Below are 23,109 nucleotides of genomic sequence, written 5' to 3' on the forward strand. Positions count from 1 at the left end.
AACCTGACCAAAAAACGAATATCAAACTGACATCCATTGAATTGATCCAAAAAGACCCCCACCAACCAAACAAATGGTCAGCAGAGACAAAATTGGCATATGACAAGTGCACGCTGTTGAGTTCTCAAAGACCAGACGCACCCACCAACCAACCACCAAACACAGCAGCCAGCCCAGCAGGGCAACCTCACAACCATACCCCACCCACAGATGCTCCGTCAAATCGACGGCGCCTCACCGGGGCGAGGTCCCCAACCGCTCCGCTCGCGCGGCGATCCGTCATCCGGATCAGTGGCTGGGGTTCGTTCTCCAACTTGAGGGGTGCGGGGCCTCAGCCTCTCCGCTCCCCTGTGGGGCGAACGAGTAATACTTTACGTCGGATCCCCGGATCGGGCCAATCCAGCCCGCATCCCGGGCGTGTCGCACCGACCACCCGCAGAAACACGCGGGGCCGGACGGCGCTAGCGTGGATGTCATGACCGAAGAACGATGGGTATGGGGCGTCGGGCTCGCGACGCTCGCCGATGACGGAACGGTGCTGGACTCCTGGTTCCCCACCCCCGAGGCAGGGCGCATCCCGCTCGGCTTCGACCCGCAGCTGCCGCCGGACGAGCTCGACCGCCTCGCCGTCGCCGATCCCCGGCGCGCGGTGAGCGTGGAAGTCGTCGCGGTCGAGATCGACCTCGACGCACCACCGGTCTCGACATCCGACGCGTACCTCCGCCTGCACGCACTGTCGCACCGGCTGGTCCGGCCGAACGAGCTCAACCTCGACGGCATCTTCGGCCACCTGCCCATCGTCGCGTGGACCAACGCTGGTCCCATGCATCCGGACGCGCTCACGCGTCTGCGTCCGTTCCTCGCCCACGACGGCATCCAGGTGCAGGGGCTCGACAAGTTCCCGCGCCTCGTCGACTACGTGACGCCGCCGGGGGTCCGGATCGCGGATGCCTCGCGTGTGCGTCTGGGCGCCTACCTCTCCCCCGGCACCACCGTGATGCACGAGGGGTTCGTGAACTTCAACGCCGGCACGCTCGGGCAGAGCATGGTCGAAGGCCGAATCTCGCAGGGCGTCGTCATCGGCGACGGCAGCGACATCGGAGGAGGCGCCTCGATCATGGGCACTCTCTCGGGCGGCGGCGCGCACACGGTGTCGGTCGGCGCCCGCACACTGCTCGGCGCGAACGCAGGCATCGGGATCTCGCTCGGCGACGACTGCATCGTCGAAGCGGGGCTCTACGTGACCGCGGGATCCAAGGTGGTCCTCGCCGACGACCCGCCGCTCGCGGACGGCTCGAGACCGACCGTGAAGGCAGCAGAGCTCTCGGGGCGCAACGGTCTGCTGTTCCGCCGCAACTCGCTGTCGGGCGCCGTCGAGGTCGTGGAACGCAACGGCGTCGGCGTGACCCTGAACGAGGCGCTGCACGCCTGACACCGTCACGCGAGAAGGCCCGGATCGATCGATCCGGGCCTTCTCGCACGTGGAGCGGTCGTAGGATCAGGCCACGCCCGGGTAGTTCCGCTCGCCGGCGCCGACGTACAGCTGCTGCGGACGACCGATCTTCGTCTGCGCGTCGCTTGCCGCCTCACGCCACTGCGCCAGCCAGCCGGGCAGACGCCCGATGGCGAAGAGAACGGTGAACATGCGCGTGGGGAAGCCCATCGCCTTGTAGATCACGCCGGTGTAGAAATCGACGTTCGGGTAGAGGCGGCGCTCCTGGAAGTAGTCGTCGTTCAGCGCGATCTCTTCGAGCTGCTTGGCGAGGTCGAGCAGCGGGTCGCTGATGCCGAGGGCCTCGAGCACCTCGTCGGCGGACTCCTTCACGAGCTTCGCGCGCGGGTCGTAGTTCTTGTACACCCGGTGCCCAAAGCCCATGAGCTTGACGCCGTCCTCCTTGTTCTTGACCCGCTCGACGAAGCGCTCCACGCTCTCACCGGATTGGCGGATGCGCCCGAGCATGTCGAGGACCGCCTCGTTGGCCCCGCCGTGCAGCGGTCCGTAGAGCGCATTGATGCCGGCCGAGATCGACGAGAACTGGTTCGCGCCTGTCGAGCCGACGAGCCGCACCGTCGAGGTCGACGCGTTCTGCTCGTGGTCTTCGTGCAGGATCAGCAGGCGCTCGAGGGCGCGCGACATGACCGGGTCGACCTCGTACGGCTCGCTCAGGACGCCGAAGTTGAGCTTGAGGAAGTTGTCGACGAATCCGAGCGAGTTGTCGGGGTAGAGGAACGCCTGTCCGATGCTCTTCTTGTGCGCGTAGGCGGCGATCACGGGCAGCTTCGCGAGCATTCGGATGGTGTTGAGCTCGACGTGGTCGGGGTTGTTCGGGTCGGACTCTCGCTCGTAGTAGGTCGACAGCGCCGATACGGCCGACGACAGCACCGACATCGGGTGCGCGGTGTGCGGCAGCGCCGAGAAGAACCGCTTCAGGTCCTCATGCAGGAGCGTGTGGTGACGGATGCGCTCGTCGAACGCTGCGAGCTCATCGGCGGTCGGCAGCTCGCCGTAGATGAGGAGCCACGCGACCTCGAGGTACGTGCTGTTCTTCGCCAGCTGCTCGATCGGGTATCCGCGGTAGCGGAGGATCCCCTGGTCGCCGTCGATGTAGGTGATCTCCGACTTGGTCGCCGCGGTGTTCACGAAGCCGTAGTCGAGCGCGGTGTAGCCCGTCTGACGGGTGAAGGTGGAGATGTCCACGCTCGGCGCTCCATCGGTGCCCCGCAGCAGCGGGAACTCGGCGGTCTTGTCACCGATCGTGAGGGTGGCCTTCTCCTGCTGGGTGCCCGCGTCGCTCACGGCGCCTCCTCGCGATTTCTGGTCGTGCCGGGGGTGTCGTCCCGCTCGGCGACGCCGCGACGGCGGTCGCTTCGGAGCGAGGAGCGGGACGGGGGATGCCGCGTCGCCGCGTTTTACAGCCTAGTGCGCCGCCGCGCCTACTGCGGACACGGCCAAAGGGACGAGGCATCCGATAGAGGAACCCTCAGGTCGCGCCGGAAGAAGCCGCCCGCAGCCTCACCGCCGCCGCGGCGATGCGCTCGTCTGTCGCCGTGAGCGACAGACGCACGTGATGCGGGAAGTGCGTTCCGTAGAAGTGCCCGGGTCCGGCGAGGATGCCGAGGTCGGCCAGCCGTCCGAGGCTCTCCCACGCGTCGCGACCCTCGGTCACCCACAGATAGAGCCCCGCCTCGCTGGCGTCCACGCGGAACCCCGCAGTCTCAACCGCCGGCTTGAGCACGTCGCGCCTCCGGCGGTAGCGCACCTTCTGCTCGGCGACGTGCGCGTCGTCGGCGAGCGCCGCGGCCATCGCCGACTGAACCGGCAGCGGCAGCATGAGTCCCAGGTGCTTGCGGGCGGTGAGCAGGCGGGCCACGACGTCGGGATCGCCTGCGAGGAACGCCGCCCGATAGCCCGCGAGGTTCGACTGCTTGCTGAGCGAGTAGACCGACAGGATGCCGCGCACGTCGTCGCCGGTCACACGCGGGTCGAGCGCCGACGGGATGGGATCGGCGTCCCACGGAGCCTCCCACCCGAGCTCGGCGTAGCACTCGTCCGACGCGAGGACCGCGCCGAGCTCGCGAGAGCGCGAAACGGCGGCGCGCAGCGCCGGGACGTCGAGAACGCGGCCGTCGGGGTTGCCGGGCGAGTTCACCCATGCCAGCCGCGTCGCGGCCGGCCAGTGGGCCGGATCGTCCTCCGCGATCGGCGTCGCGCCCACCAGCCGAGCACCCACCTCGTACGTGGGATAGGCGGCCCGGGGGTGGACGACGACGTCGCCCGGGCCGAGCCCGAGCAGCAGCGGGAGCAGCGCGACGAGCTCCTTGGAGCCGACGGTGGGCAGCACGTGCTCGGCACCGAGGCCTGGCACGCCGCGGCGGCGCGCGTACCAGTGCGCGATGGCCGTCCGCAGCGCGGGGGTGCCGACGGTCTGCGGGTACGCGTGGGCATCGGTCGCCGCGCGGAGCGCATCAGCCACGACGTCGGGGGTGGCATCGACAGGAGACCCGATCGAGAGGTCGACGATGCCGTCGGGGTGGGAGCGGGCTCGCGCCGCGTAGGCCGCGACCGCGTCCCAGGGGTAGTCGGCGAGGTCGGCGACCCCCACGGTCAGTGTTCCTGGGGCGGGAGCGCGGCGATGATCGGGTGGTCCTTGTGGATCACACCCACCTTGGCGGCACCGCCGGGAGAGCCGACGTCGTCGAAGAACTCGACGTTCGCCTTGTAGTAGTCCGACCATTCGTCGGGCAGGTCGTCTTCGTAGTAGATCGCCTCGACGGGGCAGACCGGCTCGCACGCGCCGCAGTCGACGCACTCGTCCGGGTGGATGTACAGCGACCGCTCACCCTCGTAGATGCAGTCCACCGGGCACTCGTCGATGCAGGCGCGGTCCTTCACGTCCACGCAGGGAAGGGCGATCACGTACGTCACGGTGCCAGTCTAGTTCGGGCAGGACGGCTCTTCGGCCGCTGGGCGCCGACTGCCGCGGCATCCGTCAGCGCGCGGTGCGGAGGACGCGGTCCGGCCAGGCGACCGCCAGTGCGACCAGGATCGGCACGGCGAAGGTCCAGGTGACGGCCATGCCGGTCTGCGGCACGACGACGGAGCCGCCGGGGCCGCTCCCCGAGAACACCAGCGTGGCGACGATCATGCCGAGGCCCGTCGCGAGGGTCGACCAGCGATCTGACGTCAGCAGCCGCACGGCGAGCAGGAGGGCACCGCAGCCGGTCACCGCGAGGATCAAACCGACGGGGAACCAGCCCAGCGCATAACCGTGCGCGATCGTGCCGGCCGCCCCATACACGAGCCCGACGAGCAGCGCGACGAGCCAGGTGGCGATGCGGGCGGGAACGGATGCGGACACCCCACGACTCTACGCGGAGGCCCAGTCCGCCCGCATGCGGCGGCCTCCGCGTGGAAACGCACGGCGATCAGGCCGCCCAGCCCCACAGCCGGAGCAGCGCCGCGACGAGAGCCGCGGCGGCCACCACGACCAGGAACGGAGCCCGCATCAGCAGGAGCCCCGCCGCGACCAGGATGGCGGGAACCCGTGCGTCGACCATGATCGCCTGGCCGTCGCCCAGCGTCTGCACCGCGACGAGGGCCGCGAGCAGCGCCACGGTGAGCAGATCTGCCATGCGCAGCGGACGCGGCGCCTCGACCCACTTCGGCGGGATGAGATAACCCACCGTCTTGAGGGCGACGCAGACGATAGCGGCTATGAGCACGGCCGTCCACATCGTCATGGCAGTCCCCCTCGCTCGGCCACGTCGGTGGGCTCGGCGGAGTCGTTCTCGGCGGGCGATCCGAGCCAATTCGTCCAGCCGACGACGATCGCGACGACGGCGGCGACGATGACCGGGAGGCCCGGCATCAGCACCGGGGTGAGGACGGTCGCGATGACTGCTGCGGCGACCCCGACGACGATGGGCTGTCGTGCGCGCAGCCGCGGCCACAGCAGTGCGAGGAATGCGGCCGCCGCGGCGGCGTCCAGACCGTACGCGCGCGGATCGCCGAGGACGTCGCCCAGCAGCGCGCCCGCGAGAGTCGAGAGGTTCCAGCCGACGTAGATGCCGATCCCGGTGACCCAGAAGCCGAGGGTGCGGGCGCGCTGACTCGTCTGGGCGAGCGACACCGCGGTCGACTCGTCGATCGTGAACTGCGCCGCCGCTGCCCGCCGCCAGAACCCCGCGCCGATGACGGGCGACATCCTGATGCCGTACGCGACGTTGCGCACGCCCAGCAGAGCGGCGGACGCGATGGCCGAGGGAGCCGCCGCCAGCCCCCCGGCGCCGACGATGCCGACGAAGGCGAACTGCGACCCGCCCGTGAACATCACCAGGCTGAGGACGCACGCCTGCCATACGTCGAGGCCCGAGGCGACCGCCAGGGCGCCGAACGAAATGCCGTAAGCGCTCGTCGCCAGCGCCACCCCGAGCCCCTCGCGCACGGCCCCCTTCGCCTCGCCGGCGCTGTGCGCGTCGTCGAAGTCGGGTTCGGTGCTCACCTCGTCATGCTAACCAGCACCACCGACGTCGGGGCCGGCCCCCAGGGCGACCGGTGGCCCGGCGGCACGGGGTGATCCGGTTCCACGGGCGAAAGGTCAGGCGTTGGCATCCTGGCGCTTCAAACGCGCGGTCGCACGACCCCTTTCGGTCGCGTTCAGCACCACCTTGCGGATGCGCACGATCTCCGGCGTCACCTCGACGCACTCGTCGTCGCGGGCGAATTCCAGGCTCTCTTCGAGCGAGAGCTGACGCGGCGGCGTCATCGACTCGAACGAGTCCGCGGTCGAAGAGCGCATGTTGGTGAGCTTCTTCTCCTTGGTGATGTTCACGTCCATGTCGTCGGCGCGCGAGTTCTCGCCGATCACCATGCCCTCGTACACCTCCTGCGTCGGCTGTACGAAGAACGACATTCGCTCCTGCAGCGCGATGATCGCGAACGGTGTGACGACACCGGCGCGGTCGGCGACGATGGAGCCGTTCTGACGCGTCACGATGTGGCCGGCCCAGTCGTCGTAGCCGTGCGAGATCGCGTTGGCGATGCCGGTGCCGCGCGTGGTGGACAGGAACTCGGTGCGGAAGCCGATGAGGCCGCGCGAGGGGACGATGAACTCCATGCGCACCCAGCCGGTGCCGTGGTTGGTCATGTTGTCCATGCGGCCCTTGCGCGCCGCCATGAGCTGCGTGATGGCGCCGAGGTACTCCTCGGGCGCGTCGATCGTGAGGTGCTCGAAGGGCTCTTTGACCTTGCCGTCCTCGCCCTTGCGCGTGACGACCTGGGGCTTTCCGACGGTCAGCTCGAAACCCTCGCGGCGCATGTTCTCGACGAGGATCGCCAGCGCCAGCTCACCGCGGCCCTGCACCTCCCACGCGTCCGGGCGGCCGATGTCGACGACCTTGAGCGAGACGTTGCCCACGAGCTCACGGTCCAGGCGGTCCTTCACCATGCGAGCGGTCAGCTTGTGGCCCTTGACCTTGCCCACCAGCGGGCTGGTGTTGGTGCCGATCGTCATCGAGATCGCGGGGTCGTCGACGTGGATCTGCGGCAGCGGCCGGACATCGTCGGGATCGGCGATCGTCTCGCCGATCGTGATGTCGTCGAAGCCGGCGATGGCGACGATGTCGCCCGGGCCAGCCGAATCGGCCGGGTACCGCTCGAGCGCGCGGGTCTTCAGGAGCTCCGTGATGCGGGCGTTGCTCGTGGTGCCGTCGTGGCGCACCCAAGCGACCGTCTGGCCCTTGCGCAACGTGCCGTTGAAGACGCGCAGCAGCGCAAGGCGCCCAAGGAAGGGGCTCGAGTCGAGGTTCGTCACCCACGCCTGCAGCGGCGCCTCGTCGTCGTACGACGGGGCGGGCACATGCTGGAGGATCGCCTCGAACAGCGGCTCGAGATCGCCGTTGTCGGGCAGGTCGCCGTTGGCGGGACGGGTGCGGGATGCCGCACCCGCACGTCCGCTCGCATACACCACGGGTACGTCCAGCAGTGCGTCGACGTCCAGGTCGGGCACGTCCTCGTGCAGGTCGGACGCGAGCCCGAGCAGCAGGTCGTGCGCCTCTTCTTCGACCTCGGCGATGCGCGCGTCGGGACGATCGGTCTTGTTGACGAGCAGGATCACGGGCAGCTTCGCCTCGAGCGCCTTGCGCAGCACGAAGCGCGTCTGCGGGAGCGGGCCCTCACTCGCATCGACCAGCAGCACGACGCCGTCGACCATCGACAGGCCGCGTTCGACCTCGCCGCCGAAGTCGGCGTGGCCGGGAGTGTCGATCACGTTGATCGTGACCGGCACGTCGGTGTGGGCGCCGTTGTAGGTGATCGCCGTGTTCTTGGCGAGGATCGTGATGCCCTTCTCGCGCTCGAGGTCGTTCGAGTCCATCGCGCGCTCCTCGACGTGCGCGTGCTCGCCGAACGAGCCGGTCTGGCGGAGCATGGCGTCCACGAGGGTCGTCTTGCCGTGGTCGACGTGGGCGACGATCGCGACGTTGCGGAGGTCCGGACGGAGGGCGCGCGCCATGAGGGAATCCTTGGAGTACGGGGAAGCGCCGGGATGCCGGCATCCGTCAGTCTACCGGGACAGTCTGAGCACTCCCCCGAACGGCACGTGCCGCCCGGGACGAGGCCGGGGCGGCACGTGTCTTCGCTGTGCGCGAGTGGCGACTTCGCTCGTCAGCTCACCGTGGAGCCGGTGCGCTGCAAGAGCGCGGCGCGCGCCTCACGACGCACGCGCTGCTCCTCGGGGTTGGGCACCGGGACGGCCGCGATCAAGCGCTGCGTGTACGGGTCGGTGGCGCCGCGCAGGATGTCGTCACGCGTGCCCGTCTCGACGAGCTTGCCGTGGTGCATCACCGCGATGCGGTGCGCGAGGATGTCGACGACCGCGAGGTCGTGGCTGATGAACAGGCACGCGAACTGCAGCTGCTGCTGGAGCTCTTGCAGCAGATCGAGGAATCGTGCCTGGACCGAGACATCCAGCGCCGACGTCGGCTCGTCGGCGACCAGCAGCTCAGGCGCGAGCGCGAGCGCGCGCGCGATGCCGACGCGCTGGCGCTGACCGCCCGAGAGCTCGTGCGGGAACCGGTTGCGGTACGACCTCGGCAGTTCGACCTGGGTGAGCAGCTCCTCGACGCGGCGGTCGAGGTCCTTGCCCTTGGCCACCTCGGCGAGCAGGATCGGCTCGCCGATCGACTGCCCGATCGGCATGCGGGGGTTCAGCGACGAGGCCGGGTCCTGGAACACGATGCCGGTCTTGCGGCGGATTGCGAACAGCTCTTTCTGCGACGCATGCGAGATGTCGGTGCCGACGGCTGTCAGCTTGCCCCCGGCGATCGGCAGCAGACCGATCGCCGCGCGGCCGAGCGTCGTCTTGCCCGAGCCCGACTCACCCACGAGGCCGACGATCTCGCCCGGGTAGATGGCGAGGTCGATGTGCTCGGCCGCGCGGAACGCCGGGATGCGCCCGCGCTTGGGGTAGTCGATCGCTACGTCCTCGAAGTGGAGCACGGGCGTGCGGGTTTCGATCGAGCCCTCGGCCGCCCCAGACGCGCGCACGCGGATCGACGACACCGACGGCACCGTCGAGGTCTCGGTCGCCACCACATCGGGCCCGGGCTCGACGTCCTCCAGGACGCCCAGGCCGAGGTGCGGCACCGACGCCAGCAGCTGCTGTGTGTACGGGTGCTGCGGGTCGTGGAAGATCTTCTCCACGCTGCCGGACTCCACGACGACGCCGTTCTTCATCACCATGATGCGGTCCGCCAGGTCGGCGACCACGCCCATGTCGTGCGTGATCAGGATGATGGCCGAATCGAGCCGCTTGTGCAGGTTGCGCAGAAGGTCGAGGACCTCTGCCTGCACCGTCACGTCGAGCGCGGTCGTCGGCTCGTCGGCGATGAGCAGCAGCGGGTCGCACGAGATCGACTGCGCGATCATCGCGCGCTGCCGCTGGCCGCCCGACAGCTGGTGCGGGTACTTGAGGAACGACTGCTCCGGGTTGGGCATCTCGACCATCCGCAGCAGCTCGATCGCGCGCTCCTTCGCCTCGGAGGGCGCGAGATCGCGGTCGTGCGAGCGGAGCGCCTCCATGATCTGGAAGCCGATCGTGTACACCGGGTTGAGCGCCGTCATCGGCTCCTGGAAGATCACCGCGATCTCGTTGCCGCGCAGCGACCGCAGCGTGGCGTCGTCGACACCGCGCAGCTCGCGCCCGAGCAGCTTGATCGATCCGGTGACGCGCGAGTTCTCGGGGAGCAGCCCGAGCAGCGCCATCGAGCTCGTGCTCTTACCCGAGCCCGACTCGCCGACGATCGCGAGCACTTCGCCGCGGCGGACCTGGTACTTCATCTCGATAGCGGCCGGGTAGAACTCGCCCTCGACCCAGAACTCGATCCCGAGGTTGTCCACCTCGAGGATCGTCTCGGGAAGGGCGTCACGCGACGCCGCGATGTCGGCGTCGATGCCCGTCGTGTCAGTCATTCGTGGTGTCCCATCTGCGAAGCTTGAGGTCATGTCGTTCCAGGAGGTCCGTTACCGGCCGGTACTCGGCCGCACCCTCGCTGTCGTGACCGTCGTGGTGTGCGCGCTCGGCGTGATCGCGCTGTTCTGGTCGGAGCCGGCCTCGGCGTGGCGCTTCGTATGGCCGGTGCTGCTGGTCGCGGTGCTGGCCTGGGCGCTGTTCTGGCGTCCGAGCCTCACCGTCGCGGAGCACGGGATCACGGTCGAGAACGTGCTGCGCACGCACTTCGTACCGTGGCCGTCGATCGTCGCGATCGACACGCGCTACTCGCTGACGCTGCGCACCGCGCACGGCCGCGTGCCGGTGTGGGCGGCGCCTGCTCCCGGCCGCCACCGCACTCTCGGGCTCGCTCCGAAGGACTTCGACGGCGTCGGCCCGTCGGCGCGCGGGGGCGTCGGCGAGCTTCGTCCGGCGGATGCCCTCACGACTCCGAGCGGCAATCTCGCGCAGCTGATCCGCGGCCACTGGGAGCGGCTGCGGGATGCCGGAGCCTTCGCCGGCGGCATCGATCCCGAAGCGGCGACCGTGACGTGGCACTGGGCCACCGTCGCGGTGGTCGCGGCCCTCGCCGCGGCCACCGCGATCGGTCTGCTGATCTAGCAGCGCCACGTCATCGCTCCGGGTCGAGCGGCTTGTGCTGCACGTCGCCCGGCTCCTCACGGCGCGGATCGTTGAAGTTGACGATGTCGTCTCCGGTGTAGGCCGTCTGCATCCCGACCGTGACGCTCGGAGCCTCGGCAGGCTCGGTCGTGTCGAGGATCGGCGCCACCGGGCCGCTCGCGCGGCCGGCGCGTGCCATGGCCCGCTCGCTCGGCATCTTCTTCTGACGCGGGTCGAACGCGTCGCGCAGGCCGTCGCCGATGAAGTTGACGCACAGCGCGATCGCGATGATGAAGATGCCGGGCCACCAGAACAGCCACGGACGCGTCGAGAACGCCGCCTGGTTCTCGGAGATGATCTTTCCGAGCGACGTGTCGGGCGATTGCACGCCGAATCCGAGGAAGCTCAGCGACGACTCGAGCAGGATCGCACCGGCCATCAGCAGCGTCGCATTGACGACGATCACGCCGACGGCGTTCGGGAGGATGTGCCGGAAGATGATCCGGCGATCCCGGGCGCCCGAGACCCGCGCGGCGTCGACGAACTCACGCTCCCGCAGGGTGAGGAACTCACCGCGCACGAGTCGTGCCATCGTCGTCCAGGCGAACAGGCCGATGACGATTCCGAGAACCGCGGCGCCGAGGCTGCCGAACATGTTGCCCAGCACCGCGCCGATCACGATGAGCGGAATGGTGATGATGACGTCGGTGAAGCGCATGAGCACCGAGTCGGTCCACTTGCCGTAGTAGCCGGCGACCGCGCCGATGACCACGCCGATGATGGTCGCGACCACGCCGGCGATCACCATCACCATGATGGACTGCTGCGTGCCGCGCATCACGACCGCGAAGATGTCGCGGCCGACTTCGTCCTGCCCGAACGGGTGCTCGCCGAACTGCGGCGGCCACAGGCTCAGTGTCGGCACGCCGTTGTTGACCTTGGTGGGGATCTCGTTCCAGGAGTACTGCCACCACCCCGGGATGCGGACGCCCCAGAGATCGACGCCCACTGAGGTGAACGCGAGCACGACGATGAACGCGAGCACGATCATCGAGGTGAGGGCCGCACGGTGGCGGAAGAAGCGCCGGCGGACGATCTGGCCCTGACTGAGGCCCTCCGTCTCCTTCTGCTCGATCGAGATCTCGGCCGTGGCCTCGGTCTCGAGCTCGCCGGGTTCGTTGACGACTGTGGTGTTCATGTCAGCCCACCTTGATTCTCGGGTCGAGGGCCGCGTAGACGAGGTCCGCGATGAGGTTGAACAGGACCGCGAGCGTGCCGGTCACGACGAAGAACGCCATGACGGGGTTCGGGTCGTGGGCAGTCAGGGCGGTGACGAAGAGCCGCCCCATGCCGGTCCAGCCGAAGACGGTCTCGGTGACGACGGCGCCGCCGATGATGGCGCCCACGTCGAACGCGATGATCGTCGTGATCGGGATGAGGGCGTTGCGGAACGCGTGGCGGACGATCACCGTGCGCTGCGTCAGGCCTTTCGCGCGTGCGGTGCGGATGTAGTCCTGGTTCATGACCTCGAGCAGGCTGGCACGCGAGTAGCGGGTATAGCTGGCGAACGAGATCAGGATGATCGCGACCGTCGGCAGCAGGAGGTGCGTGTACAGGTCGATGCCCTGCACCCAGAAGTTGCCGCCGAGACCCGGCGTCGACGAGCCCACGGTCGCGATCGGCCGGCCGCGCACCCGGCTGGAGTTCGCGTACGCCTGCCAGTACGACATGTACTTGTCGAGCGCGATGAACGCCGCGACCAGGAAGCCCACGATGGCGGTGGTGCGCACGACCGGCCCGCGGTCGGGTGCACCCATGAACCAGCCGATCGCACCGCTCACCACGACGGCGATCAGCGCGAGGAGCAGGAAGAACCACAGCGTCATCCCGTTGAGGATGGAGTTCATCATCGGGAAGTACAGGGCGATGCCGATCGCCGCCACGATGAGCGAGGCGTACAGCGCCTTGCGGTTGCGCAGGCCCGTCGAGACCGCGGTCACGCCGACGGCGATGCCGAGGGCCGAGAACGCGTAGACCACGATGCCGATGGTGGGGTCGGCGAACCACTCGGTGACTGAGAGGTAGGTGAGCACCGCGCCGGTCGCGACGGCGGAGACGCCGAACACGATGAGCCTGCGACGCCATCTGCCGCCCAGCAGCGACATCCAGATGAGACCCGCCAAAAGCGAGATGCCGATGATCACGGCAACGGAGATCGTCGGATCGCCCAGCCAGTTGTTCAGCTGGATCGCGCCGTACTGCTTCAGCAGCACCGCGACCCAGAAGATGGGCAGTGAGAAGAAGAGGAACGACATCAGCGTCACGCCGTAGTCGAAGCCGGTGTACTGACGCAGTGCCGACACGATTCCGACGGTGATGCCGAGGACGATCGCCACGACCGTGGCGGTGGTGACCAGCGTCAGCGTCGACGTGATCGCGTTCCCGAGCATCGCGTTGACCGCTTGGTTCTGGATGCTGACACCGAGGTCACCGCGGAACAGGCCGCCGAGCCACAGGAAGTAGCGCAGCGGGGGCGGGACGTCAAGGTTGAGGAGCTTGGTGCGAGCCTCGATGAGCTCGGCTTTGTTCGGAGCGTTGCCCTGCCGCAGGTCTTCGAGGGGGTCTCCCGAGAAGGACACGAGCAGATACATCAGGAATGTCGCGGCGAAGAGCACGAAGATCGACGCGATCAACCGCCGGATGATGAATGAAGCCATGTTGTGGCCGCCTGCCAATCGATAAAACAGCGCAGGAGGCGGGCCCGGCGAGACGGCCGGACCCGTGCTCCACCGCTGAGAGGAGTCTAACGCGGTGGGGTGCAGGCCCCCTCGGGGACCTGCACCCCACCTCGGTCCTGAGCCGAGCGTCAGCTCGGCGTGAACCGTGTCGGCTTGTTACTCCTCAGTGCCGGCGTCGGTGACCTCCCAGTCCCACGCGTTCCAGAACACGGTGGGAGCGATGATCGACGAGTCGACGTTCGTCACGCGGTCGCTGATGGCGGTGACCTCGGGGAACTGGAAGATGGTGACGCCGTAGAAGTCCTCCCACAGCAGTCGGTCCATCTCGACCTGGAGGTCGATCTTCTTCTGCTCGTCGAACTCGACGTTCAGCTGCGAGATGATCTCGTCGACCTCGGGGCTCGAGTAGAAGTTGAGGTTGTTGATACCACCGGTCTCGAACGTCGGCAGCGAGTTGGTCACGCCGAGGCTCGTCGACTGCCAGCCGAACAGCGAGGCGTCGTAGGCGCCGGGCGTGCCGAGCAGGCCGCCCCACTCTTCCGAGCCGCAGTCGGTGACGTTGAAGCCGGCCTCAGCAGCCGACGCCTGGATGAGCGCGAACTCGTTGACGCGGCGCGGGTTGTTCGACGCGTACAGGATGCAGACCGAGGTGTCGGTGATGCCCGACTCGGCCAGCAGCGCCTTGGCGCCCTCGATGTCGACCTCGGCGTAGTCGGCTGAGGTGTTGCTCTCGGCCGCCTCGTCGTATCCCTCGGCGCCCGGCACGAACAGCTGCGAGTCGCGGAGGATGGCGTCGTCGCCGATGATCGGCTTGATCAGCGTGTCGACGATCTCCTGACGCGGGATCACCTTCATGAACGCCTCGCGGACGAGCGGGTTCGAGAAGATGTTCTCGGGGTTCTTGCCCTGATCGAACTGCAGGTCGACGTGCTCGTAGGTGCCGCCGAGGCTGGTGTCGACGGTGATCCCGTCGATGCCCTCGAGCGCCGTGGTGATGTCGGCGGTCGCCTGCGGCTGGATGATGTCGACCTCGCCGTTCTCCAGCGCCTGCACCGCAGCGAGCGGGTCGGGGATGAAGCGGATCGTGATCTCTTCGATGTTGGCGCTGTTGTCGCCGGCGTACTCGGGGTTCGCCGTGAGGGTCACGAACTGGTCGGCTTCGTAGTCGCTGATCATGTACGGACCGCTGGCGACCACGAGGTCGGGGTCGTCGGGCATCGACGTGAAGTTGAAGCCCGAGTTCCAGAACTGCGAGATCGGCGCGAGCGCGGCGGCGTCGTCGTTCTCGATGGCGTCGAGAAGAGCCTGCTTGGCCTCGTCGCCGTCCTCGATGCCAAGGGCTTTCTTGGCGACGATATGCGCGGGGAGCATCTCGCCCATGGTGACGAAGGTGAGCTCCCAGTCGACGAACGGCTGGTCGTACGTGATGGTGACCGAGCGGCCGTCCTCGCCGATCTCCGGCGTCTGGGTCACGAGACCGAGGCCAGACGTGGGTGTGGCGCCCGAGTCGAAGTAGACGACATCGGTCGGGAACGCGTCGGTGAACTCACCCGTGTCGGGGTCGGTGAACTCGTCGGGGTCGAAGTCGGGGGTGTCCAGTGCACGTGACTCGGCAGCCCAGTAGAGCATCATGTCGGCGGCGTCGATCGCGGTGCCGTCCGACCACTTCATGCCCTCGTTGATGGTGTACGTGACCGTCAGCGGGTCTTCACTGACCAGCTCGTAGGAGCCGAACGACTCGTTCTCCACCAGCTCGGGAGTGTTGTTGTAGTAGTTGAAGCCGTCCAGCACCAAGTAGTTGATGTTGTTGTTGGCCGTCGCGTTGCCGAACGACGTGTTGCCGTTCATCGAATAGAACGCCTGGTTCCACGCTGCGGTGATCGACGAGCCTTCGACAAGGCCCGAGTCGTCGCCCGTGTCGTCGCCGCCACCGGCGGCGCAACCCGAGATCACCAGTGCGCCAGCCGCGGTGAGCGCCACCGCGGCCGAGATGCGCTTCATTCTCACTGTTCCTCCTGTGCAGGGTTGTGCGCACACGTCGGGCCAAGGCCGAACGGGGGCGCGGATGGGAAAACCCTAAGCACCGGGTGTGAGATGGTCAAAACGATCCGAGAAAACGTTACAGAGCCTTAACTCAAGGGAAGCGAAGTGTGACAATCTGACAAGATGACCGTGTCTGACGCCCGCGCGGATCGGAGGGTTCCCACGATCGTCCCGCCGCTCGACCGCAGTGGCAGGCGGCGCGTCACGTGGGAGATCTGGATCGTCCTGGCAGTCTCGGTCGGCCAGTCCGCGCTCTATTCGGTGCTGTCGCTGGTGCGCAGGCTCTTGGCACCGGTGCCGTTGGGGTCGCAGCAGACGCAGGTGAATCCGCCGCGCGATGCGCAGGCCCTGTGGGATGTCGTCTACCAGCTGCTCTCAGTCTTCTTCGCCCTCTCCTTGGTGGCTCTCGTCCTCTACCTGCTGTGGGAGCCCGGCATCAGCGCGTTCCGTCGCATCGGACTCGACTTCTCCCGCTTCGGCGGCGACCTCGGGCGCGGCATCCTGCTCGCCGCCATCATCGGCGTCCCGGGCCTCGCGCTCTACGCCGCCGGCCGTGCGATGGGCGTCACGGTCACCGTCGTCGCATCGCCGCTCGACGCCGCGTGGTGGACGGTGCCGCTCCTCGTGCTCTCGGCGCTGCGGGCGGGGCTGACCGAGGAGGTCGTCTTCATCGGCTACCTGTTCGACCGGCTGCGGCGACTCGGCTGGGGGACGTGGACCGTCATCCTCTCGACCGCCGCGCTGCGCGGGGCGTACCACGCGTACCAGGGCTTCGGCGCGATCGTCGGCAACGTCGCGATGGGCGTCGTGTTCGGCTGGTGCTACCAGCGCTGGGGAAGAGTGATGCCACTCGTCATCGCGCACACGCTGCTGGACGTCGTGGCGTTCGTGGGCTATCCGCTCGCGGCCGCGCTGTGGCCGGAGGTCTTCGCTCCGCTCCCCACGCCTTCCCCGTCGCCGACCCCCACGCCCACCTCCCCGGACTGAGGCACCCACCCGCCCCCCTGCTTCAGCCGACCGCGAGAGTGCACCTGACGGACGAGAGGCAGGGAACGCAACTATCCCTCGTCCGCCAGGCGCACTCTCGGCGTCTGACGCCAGGACTCCTCCACAGCTGCGTGCTGGTGCGATGCGGTCCACAGATCGAGCGGCCGAGGGAATCGGCGGCACGGCGTACCGGAAGGGTGGACGGATGCCGCTCATCGCCGTGTCCGCAACTGTCAGGCGGAGTCCGATTCCACTCATGTGTTGGACGGATACGCCACATCCCGAACGGGGAGTCGCGAAAGGCGTGCTCGTGAAGGTCCGCCATGGGGTCTATGCGTCCACTCGGCTGTGGAAGGCGCTCACACCATGGGATCGATACCTGGCGCGGGTCCACGCCGTGGCCCTCGTGCTGCCGGGGGCGGTGTTCTGCTGCGAGTCGGCAGCGGCACTGCTCGGCATGCCGATCTTCGGAGACCCGGTCGTCGTCCACGTCCTCGTCGAGACGTCGGGCACGGCGCGCCTGGACGCCGGCGTTCGGTCGCACCGGGCCGGTCATGACAGGACGATCATCGAATCGAGCGGAATCGCACTCACCTCTCCTGCGGACACCGCGATCGACCTCGCGCGCCATCGCCATCCGGCGATCGGTCGATCGGCCGCGGACGCCGCGCTGCGCATCGATCCCCTGCTCACCCGGGACGTCCTCGCCGCAGGCAACGAGGCACGAACGAGCAGCCGGGGTCGGAACATCGCACGCTGGGCACTCACTCGCAGCACGGCTCGCGCGGAGACGGCGCTCGAGTCCGTCGGCCTCTGCGTCATCGAATGGCTCGGGTTCCCCGCTCCCGAACTGCAGGTCGTGTTCCGGTCGGAGTCGGGCACCGAGGATCGGGGTGATGCACTCTGGCGCTCGCTCGGGATCGTCGGTGAGGCGGACGGCGACCTGAAGTACGACGGTCGATTCGGCGACGCAGCGTCGGTCCTCCGGCGCCAGCATCTCCGTGACCGCCGTCTGCGCAGGCGTGCGGATGTGACCGCGGTCGTGCACTGGGGTTGGGATGACGCCACATCGGTCACGCCCCTTCAGCACATCCTCCTCGGAGCCGGGCTGCGCCCCATCGCCCCGGAACAGCCGGCTCCGCTCCACTCCGTGAGGCGGAACCTCTCCGCACGGGCCCCGCACCGCCTGGCCGCCCACTCCGAATCGGCGAGAGAGCAGCTGTCAGCCGAGGAGTAGGGAACCGACCTACCTCTCGTCCGTCAGCTGCACTTTCGCGGTCGGAGGCAGAGCGGGCCGGTCAGGCGAAGGCCTCGATCGGCGGGCACGCGCACACCAGGTTGCGGTCGCCGTAGGCCTGGTCGATGCGGCGGACCGGCGGCCAGTACTTCGTGCGCACCAGGGAGGGCACCGGATACACCGCGACCTCGCGCGAGTACGGATGCGCCCACTCGCCCGCGACCACGGCCTGGGCGGTGTGCGGGGCGTTCGCGAGCGGGTTGTCGGCTGCCGGCCACTCCCCGGCCGCGACGCGCTCGGCCTCCGCCTTGATCGCGATCATCGCCTCGATGAAGCGCTCGATCTCGGTGAGGTCCTCGGACTCCGTCGGCTCGACCATGAGCGTGCCCGCCACCGGGAACGACATCGTCGGTGCGTGGAAGCCGTAGTCGATCAGGCGCTTGGCGACGTCGTCGACCGAGATGCCGGTGGCCTCGCGCAGCGGCCGCAGATCGAGGATGCACTCGTGCGCGACGAGGCCGTCCTCGCCCGTGTAGAGCACCGGGTAGTGGTCGCGCAGGCGGAACGCGATGTAGTTCGCGGACAGCACGGCGGCCGCGGTCGCATCACGCAGGCCCTCGGCGCCCATCATGCGCACGTATGCCCACGAGATCGGCAGGACTCCGGCCGAGCCCTGCGGCGCGGCCGAGATGGGCCCACCGTCGAAGACTCCCCCGGCGTGGTCGGCGCGCTGCGAGAACGGGTGCGACGGCAGATGGGGCACGAGATGCGCCTTCGCCGCGACCGGCCCCACGCCCGGTCCGCCGCCGCCGTGCGGGATCGCGAACGTCTTGTGCAGGTTCAGGTGCGAGACGTCGCCGCCGAGGTCGCCGAACCGCGCGAACCCGAGGAGCGCGTTGAGGTTCGCGCCGTCCACGTACACCTGGCCACCCGCGTCGTGGACGGCCTGCGTGATCTCGAGCACGTCGTGCTCGTACACGCCGTGTGTCGAGGGGTACGTGATCATCAGCGCCGACAGCGATTCCGCGTGCGCCGCGATCTTGGCGCGCAGGTCGTCGAGGTCGACGTTGCCGCGATCGTCGCACGCGACGACGACCACCTTCATTCCCGCGAGGACCGCGGAGGCCGCATTCGTGCCGTGGGCCGACGACGGGATGAGGCACACCGTGCGGCCCTCGTCGCCGTTCGCCCGGTGGTAGCCGCGGATCGCCATGAGGCCCGCGAGCTCCCCCTGCGAGCCGGCGTTCGGCTGCAGCGACACCGCGTCGTACCCGGTGACCTCGGCGAGCCACACCTCGAGCTGCTCGATCATCGCGAGGTAGCCGCGCACGTCGTCCTCGGGCGCGAACGGGTGCACACGCGAGAACTCCGGCCACGACACCGCAGCCATCTCGGTCGCGGCGTTGAGCTTCATCGTGCATGAGCCGAGCGGGATCATGCCGCGATCGAGGGCGTAGTCGCGGTCGGCGAGCTGCTTGAGGTAGCGCATCATCGCGGTCTCGGACCGGTGCGTGTTGAAGACGGGGTGCGTGAGGTATTCTTCGACCCGCAGCAGCGCCGAGGGAACGCCTGCGAGCGGCTCGGCATCCGCGAAGGGCATGACGCGCTCGCCCTGCTCGCCGGCGCCGAGGAACTCCCCCTCGGGCAGCCCGAACGCCCATGCCACGGCCGCGAGGTCTTCGGCGGTCGTCGTCTCGTCGACTGCCACGCCGACGGTCGCCTCATCGACCTGGAACAGCTGGTAGCCGAGCGAGCGCGCGCGCTCGATCACGCGCTGGGAGGGACCGGGCGTGGTCACCCGGATCGTGTCGAAGAACGAATCCGAGGCGAGCGACAGCCCGTACGCGCGCAGCCGCGCGGCGAGCGCCTCGGCCTTCCGTGCGGCGCCGGTCGCGATCGCGCGGAGGCCCTCGGGACCGTGGTAGACCGCGTACATCGACGCCATGACGGCCAGGAGCACCTGTGACGTGCAGATGTTGGACGTCGCCTTCTCGCGGCGGATGTGCTGCTCGCGGGTCTGCAGCGCGAGCCGGTAGGCCGCGTGGCCGGCGGCGTCCTGCGACACCCCGACGAGGCGCCCCGGCAGCTGCCGCTCGAGACCCTGGCGTACGGCCATGTAGCCGGCGTGCGGACCGCCGAAGCCCAGCGGCACGCCGAAGCGCTGGGTCGTGCCCACCGCGACGTCGGCGCCGAGCGACCCGGGCGAGCGCAGCAGGGTGAGCGCCAGGAGGTCGGCGGCGACGACGACGAGTCCGCCCGCGAGATGAGCGGCGTCGACGACATCGGAGGGATCCCACACTCGTCCAGACGCGCCCGGGTACTGGACGAACGCGCCGAACAGCCCGTCGGGCAGCGTCGCGCCGTGCGCGAGATCGAGCTCGGCCAGCTCGATGCCGACGGCGGCCGCGCGGTGCCTGAGCAGCGCCTTGGTCTGCGGCAGCGCGTCGGCGTCGACCACGAACACGTTCGACGCCGCCTTCGACGCGCGGCGTGCCACCAGCATCCCCTCGACGACCGCCGTCGCCTCGTCGAGCATCGACGCGTTCGCGGTGGCGAGGCCGGTGAGGTCGGTCACCATCGTCTGGAAGTTGATGAGCGCCTCGAGGCGCCCCTGCGAGATCTCGGGCTGGTACGGCGTGTACGCGGTGTACCACGACGGGTTCTCGAGCACGTTGCGGGCGATCACCGACGGCGTCAGCGTGTCGTAGTAGCCGAGGCCGATCATCGGCCGTGCGGCGCGGTTCTGCGAGGCTAGCGCGCGCAGCTCGGCGAGTGCCTCCGCCTCGGTGGCCGACGGCGGGATGTCGGTGGTCGGCCTCGGCGGGGACTGGATGGATGCCGGGACCGCTGCGCGCACGAGCGCGTCGACGGAGTCGTAGCCCAGAGCGTCCAGCATCGTGCGCTGTGCCGCGGCATCCGTTCCGATGTGGCGCTCGGCGAAACCCCCCGTCATCAGGCGCCGCCCGTGAGCGCGACGTATGCGTCGTGGTCGAGCAGGTCTGCGACGGCCGATGCGTCGACGCGCAGCTTCACGAGCCAGCCGTCGCCGAAGGGGTCGGAGTTCACCAGCGACGGGTCGTCGACAACGGCGTCGTTGACCTCGACGACCTCGCCCGTGAGCGGAGCGTAGAGCTCGCCGACGGACTTCGTCGACTCGATCTCGCCGACCACGGTCGCCGCCGTCACCTCGGCCCCGGCGGACGGGAGCTCGACGAAGACGACGTCGCCGAGCTTCTCCGCGGCGTAGTCGGTGATGCCGACGGTGGCGACGTCGCCGTCGAGGGCGACCCATTCGTGCTCGGCGGTGTACTTGAGGCTGGCGAGATCGGTCATGAGTTCCTCCGGTAGAAGGGCAGGTCGGTCACGGTGGCGGGGATGCGGGTCCCGCGGACGTCGATGAAGAGGGTGGTGCCCGCTTCGCTCGCGGTGGGCGAGACGAACGCCATGGCGATGGGATGCCCCAGCGTCGGGCTGAGCGCGCCGCTGGTGATCTCTCCGATCGCAGTGGCGGCATCCGCGTCGGCGAACACGGCGTAGCCGGCGCGTCCGGCCCGCTTGCCCTCGCTCACCAGCCCGACGAGCACGGGAGCGTCGGAGGCGACGACCGCGGCGAGCCCTGCCTTGCCGACGAACTCGTCTTTGTCGGCGGCCACGACCCGGGCGAGCCCGGCCTGGTCGGGCACGATGTCGAGCGACAGCTCGTGGCCGTAGAGCGGCATGCCCGCTTCGAGGCGCAGGGTGTCGCGTGCGGCGAGTCCGGCGGGCGCCAGCCCGTGCGGCTGACCGGCCGCGAGCAGCGCATCCCACAGCGCGCCGGCGGCCCGGTCGGGAACCAGGAGCTCGAACCCGTCCTCGCCGGTGTACCCGGTTCGCGCGATGAGCAGCGTCTCGCCGTCGAACGACGCCGACGCCCACGCGTAGTAGCCGAGGTCGGCGAGCGCCGGCTGGACGTCGGCGATGGACGTCGTCGACTCGATGACGGCTCGCGACACCGGACCCTGCACGGCGATCAGCGCGAAGTGGTCGGTCACATCCTCCACCGTGGCCCGCGGCATTCCCGCCACGAACGCGAAGTCACCCGGCGGCACCTCGTCGAGCGACCGCGGGCTGTGGAAGCCGGAGACACGATCAGCGAGCGCCGTGGCGACGGCATCCCGGTTTCCGGCGTTCGCGATCACCAGAAAGCGATCGTCGGCGATCCGGTACACGATGACGTCGTCGACGATGCCCCCCGACTCCGCAAGGACCAGGGAGTACTTCGCCTTGCCCTGTCGCATCGTCGACAGGCGACCCGCGAGGGCGTAGTCGAGGAAGGCCGCGGCATCCGCGCCGGTCACGAGGAACTCCGCCATGTGCGAGATGTCGAACAGGCCCGCCGCGGTGCGCACCGCGTGGTGCTCGGCGAGGTCTGAGCTGTAGCGGACGGGCATCAGCCAGCCGCCGAAGTCGGTGAACGAGGCGCCGAGCGCGGCGTGGCGGTCATGGAGCACCGTGGTGCGGGGCTCCGACAAGCTCTGGTCTGGCACGAGTTCTCCCGGTCGCGGGCGGGCAGACGCCGGACGGCGCCTGTGAACTCCCCCTCTGTCATGAGCCTGAGAGTTTCACCGGGACGGATGCCTCGGCTTTCTCCTTCGGCGGATGCGCGAGCATCACTCTCCAGAGTCGGCCACACCCGAACGGTACGCGTACCTGAGAGATTGGCGGGGAGGCTTGCTCCTTCGGTGCTCGGCGATGTCTCTGCCGAGGCTCTCCCGCCCGGGTCGTTGGCCGGTATTGACTTGCGGCAGCAAGCATACCGGTCGGGCCGTCATCCCACGCAGCGACCCGACGACACCTGATCCCCCAGCGACGGCGCCTGCGCGGCGACCGGCGTGAGCTCGGCCATCGTCATCGCGTAGCCGACGGTCGCGTTGTGCTCGGCCCGCGCGAACACGACGCCGGCGACAGCGCCGTCCGCCGTCAGCAGCGGACCGCCCGAGTTGCCGGGACGCACCTCCGCCTGGAGCGAGTAGATCTCGCGGGGGTTCCACGAGTCGCCGTAGATGTCGGGCACCGTCGCGGTGCCGGTCGACTGCACGCCGGCCGTCACCATCGTGAACGGCCCGCCGTGCGGGTAGCCCTGGACCGCGGCGGCGGCACCCGCGGCAAGAGTGGAGGTGAACGGCAGAGGCGCGGCGCCCAGGTCGTCGACGGCGATCACGGCGAGATCGTCGATCGGGTCGAAGTACACGATGCGCCCCTCGCGCGCGGCCACGCCGGGAAGCTCGACCAGCGGCCTGTCGACCCCGGCCACGACATGCGCGTTGGTCACGACGCGGTCCGGCGCGATGACGAATCCGCTGCCGGTCGAGCCGCGCCCGCATGCGTAGGCGGTGCCCGAGATGCGGGCGACGGATGCCGCGGCGCGCTCCAGCTCAGGATCGTCCAGGGCGACCGGCGGCGCGGGGTCGACGACGGCGGGCCCGAGCAGCTCGCCCAGGCGCGGCAGTCCGTC

General features: G+C 69.0%; 19 protein-coding genes and 1 riboswitch. Of the genes, 4 read left to right on the forward strand and 15 right to left on the reverse strand.

Annotated elements, in window-relative coordinates:
- Window positions 1-475 precede the first annotated feature (475 nt).
- The gene (dapD, locus tag EIO58_RS03250; protein WP_127818260.1) at window positions 476-1,432 is read left to right on the forward strand and encodes a 2,3,4,5-tetrahydropyridine-2,6-dicarboxylate N-succinyltransferase; all 957 of its coding nucleotides are present in this window, start codon (window positions 476-478) and stop codon (window positions 1,430-1,432) included.
- Between the two features lie 66 nt (window positions 1,433-1,498).
- Here dapD and EIO58_RS03255 read toward each other — a convergent pair whose 3' ends face one another.
- From EIO58_RS03255 to EIO58_RS03290, 8 genes are all read right to left on the reverse strand, one after another.
- Window positions 1,499-2,797: a citrate synthase gene (locus EIO58_RS03255; protein ID WP_127818261.1), complete on the reverse strand. Its 1,299-nt coding sequence runs from the start codon at window positions 2,795-2,797 to the stop codon at window positions 1,499-1,501.
- 184 nt (window positions 2,798-2,981) lie between these two features.
- A complete protein-coding gene (dapC, locus tag EIO58_RS03260; protein WP_127818262.1) occupies window positions 2,982-4,103 on the reverse strand; it encodes a succinyldiaminopimelate transaminase in 1,122 nt (373 codons plus the stop codon).
- Between the two features lie 2 nt (window positions 4,104-4,105).
- The gene (gene fdxA / locus EIO58_RS03265; RefSeq protein WP_127818263.1) at window positions 4,106-4,426 is read right to left on the reverse strand and encodes a ferredoxin; all 321 of its coding nucleotides are present in this window, start codon (window positions 4,424-4,426) and stop codon (window positions 4,106-4,108) included.
- A gap of 64 nt (window positions 4,427-4,490) precedes the next feature.
- On the reverse strand, window positions 4,491-4,859 hold the full coding sequence (locus tag EIO58_RS03270; protein WP_127818264.1) for a DUF6113 family protein: 369 nt from the start codon (window positions 4,857-4,859) through the stop codon (window positions 4,491-4,493).
- Window positions 4,860-4,926: 67 nt separating this feature from the next.
- Complete coding sequence (locus tag EIO58_RS03275; protein WP_127818265.1) at window positions 4,927-5,241, reverse strand: AzlD domain-containing protein; 315 nt, start codon at window positions 5,239-5,241, stop codon at window positions 4,927-4,929.
- On the reverse strand, window positions 5,238-6,002 hold the full coding sequence (locus tag EIO58_RS03280) for an AzlC family ABC transporter permease (protein ID WP_127818266.1): 765 nt from the start codon (window positions 6,000-6,002) through the stop codon (window positions 5,238-5,240). The genes EIO58_RS03275 and EIO58_RS03280 overlap by 4 nt, the downstream gene beginning before the upstream one ends.
- A gap of 96 nt (window positions 6,003-6,098) precedes the next feature.
- A complete protein-coding gene (typA, locus tag EIO58_RS03285) occupies window positions 6,099-8,012 on the reverse strand; it encodes a translational GTPase TypA (RefSeq protein WP_127818267.1) in 1,914 nt (637 codons plus the stop codon).
- Between the two features lie 152 nt (window positions 8,013-8,164).
- Complete coding sequence (locus EIO58_RS03290; RefSeq protein WP_127818268.1) at window positions 8,165-9,970, reverse strand: dipeptide ABC transporter ATP-binding protein; 1,806 nt, start codon at window positions 9,968-9,970, stop codon at window positions 8,165-8,167.
- Between the two features lie 31 nt (window positions 9,971-10,001).
- Between EIO58_RS03290 and EIO58_RS03295 the strand changes: the two genes are divergently transcribed.
- On the forward strand, window positions 10,002-10,610 hold the full coding sequence (locus EIO58_RS03295) for a PH domain-containing protein (protein ID WP_127818269.1): 609 nt from the start codon (window positions 10,002-10,004) through the stop codon (window positions 10,608-10,610).
- Window positions 10,611-10,620: 10 nt separating this feature from the next.
- On the opposite strand, the gene EIO58_RS03300 is transcribed toward EIO58_RS03295, so the two are convergent.
- The 3 genes from EIO58_RS03300 to EIO58_RS03310 form a co-directional block, all read right to left on the reverse strand.
- A complete protein-coding gene (locus EIO58_RS03300; protein ID WP_127818270.1) occupies window positions 10,621-11,808 on the reverse strand; it encodes an ABC transporter permease in 1,188 nt (395 codons plus the stop codon).
- Window position 11,809: 1 nt separating this feature from the next.
- Window positions 11,810-13,327 carry an ABC transporter permease gene (locus tag EIO58_RS03305; protein WP_127818271.1) on the reverse strand — a complete coding sequence of 506 codons (1,518 nt, stop codon included), beginning with the start codon at window positions 13,325-13,327 and terminating at the stop codon, window positions 11,810-11,812.
- A gap of 177 nt (window positions 13,328-13,504) precedes the next feature.
- Complete coding sequence (locus EIO58_RS03310; protein WP_127818272.1) at window positions 13,505-15,349, reverse strand: ABC transporter family substrate-binding protein; 1,845 nt, start codon at window positions 15,347-15,349, stop codon at window positions 13,505-13,507.
- A gap of 165 nt (window positions 15,350-15,514) precedes the next feature.
- Between EIO58_RS03310 and EIO58_RS03315 the strand changes: the two genes are divergently transcribed.
- On the forward strand, window positions 15,515-16,378 hold the full coding sequence (locus EIO58_RS03315; protein ID WP_127818273.1) for a CPBP family intramembrane glutamic endopeptidase: 864 nt from the start codon (window positions 15,515-15,517) through the stop codon (window positions 16,376-16,378).
- 310 nt (window positions 16,379-16,688) lie between these two features.
- Window positions 16,689-17,615, forward strand: coding sequence for a hypothetical protein (locus tag EIO58_RS03320; RefSeq protein ID WP_240658544.1), 927 nt, complete (start codon window positions 16,689-16,691; stop codon window positions 17,613-17,615).
- Window positions 17,616-17,676: 61 nt separating this feature from the next.
- Here EIO58_RS03320 and gcvP read toward each other — a convergent pair whose 3' ends face one another.
- The 4 genes from gcvP to EIO58_RS03340 form a co-directional block, all read right to left on the reverse strand.
- Window positions 17,677-20,568, reverse strand: coding sequence for an aminomethyl-transferring glycine dehydrogenase (gene gcvP, locus EIO58_RS03325; protein ID WP_127818275.1), 2,892 nt, complete (start codon window positions 20,566-20,568; stop codon window positions 17,677-17,679).
- Complete coding sequence (gcvH, locus tag EIO58_RS03330) at window positions 20,568-20,948, reverse strand: glycine cleavage system protein GcvH (RefSeq protein ID WP_127818276.1); 381 nt, start codon at window positions 20,946-20,948, stop codon at window positions 20,568-20,570. The genes gcvP and gcvH overlap by 1 nt, the downstream gene beginning before the upstream one ends.
- Window positions 20,945-22,126 carry a glycine cleavage system aminomethyltransferase GcvT gene (locus EIO58_RS03335; RefSeq protein ID WP_127818277.1) on the reverse strand — a complete coding sequence of 394 codons (1,182 nt, stop codon included), beginning with the start codon at window positions 22,124-22,126 and terminating at the stop codon, window positions 20,945-20,947. Before EIO58_RS03335 ends, gcvH begins: the two co-directional genes overlap by 4 nt.
- A 156-nt stretch (window positions 22,127-22,282) precedes the next feature.
- A riboswitch (glycine riboswitch) is annotated at window positions 22,283-22,379 on the reverse strand.
- A 43-nt stretch (window positions 22,380-22,422) separates the two neighbouring features.
- Window positions 22,423-23,109 (reverse strand): MarP family serine protease (locus EIO58_RS03340; protein ID WP_164861513.1); only part of this gene is annotated, 687 nt, incomplete at its 5' end.

This window comes from Microbacterium sp. CPCC 204701, assembly GCF_004010105.1.
GTDB lineage: Bacteria > Actinomycetota > Actinomycetes > Actinomycetales > Microbacteriaceae > Microbacterium.

Bases quoted from the DNA above. Each gene is read 5' to 3' on its own strand.
- dapD (WP_127818260.1), top strand. From the start codon at position 476: ATGACCGAAGAACGATGGGTATGGGGCGTCGGGCTCGCGACGCTCGCC.
- EIO58_RS03275 (WP_127818265.1), bottom strand. From the start codon at position 5,241: ATGACGATGTGGACGGCCGTGCTCATAGCCGCTATCGTCTGCGTCGCC.
- typA (WP_127818267.1), bottom strand. From the start codon at position 8,012: ATGGCGCGCGCCCTCCGTCCGGACCTCCGCAACGTCGCGATCGTCGCC.
- EIO58_RS03290 (WP_127818268.1), bottom strand. From the start codon at position 9,970: ATGACTGACACGACGGGCATCGACGCCGACATCGCGGCGTCGCGTGAC.
- EIO58_RS03295 (WP_127818269.1), top strand. From the start codon at position 10,002: ATGTCGTTCCAGGAGGTCCGTTACCGGCCGGTACTCGGCCGCACCCTC.
- EIO58_RS03300 (WP_127818270.1), bottom strand. From the start codon at position 11,808: ATGAACACCACAGTCGTCAACGAACCCGGCGAGCTCGAGACCGAGGCC.
- EIO58_RS03305 (WP_127818271.1), bottom strand. From the start codon at position 13,327: ATGGCTTCATTCATCATCCGGCGGTTGATCGCGTCGATCTTCGTGCTC.
- EIO58_RS03310 (WP_127818272.1), bottom strand. From the start codon at position 15,349: ATGAAGCGCATCTCGGCCGCGGTGGCGCTCACCGCGGCTGGCGCACTG.
- EIO58_RS03315 (WP_127818273.1), top strand. From the start codon at position 15,515: ATGACCGTGTCTGACGCCCGCGCGGATCGGAGGGTTCCCACGATCGTC.
- gcvP (WP_127818275.1), bottom strand. From the start codon at position 20,568: ATGACGGGGGGTTTCGCCGAGCGCCACATCGGAACGGATGCCGCGGCA.
- gcvH (WP_127818276.1), bottom strand. From the start codon at position 20,948: ATGACCGATCTCGCCAGCCTCAAGTACACCGCCGAGCACGAATGGGTC.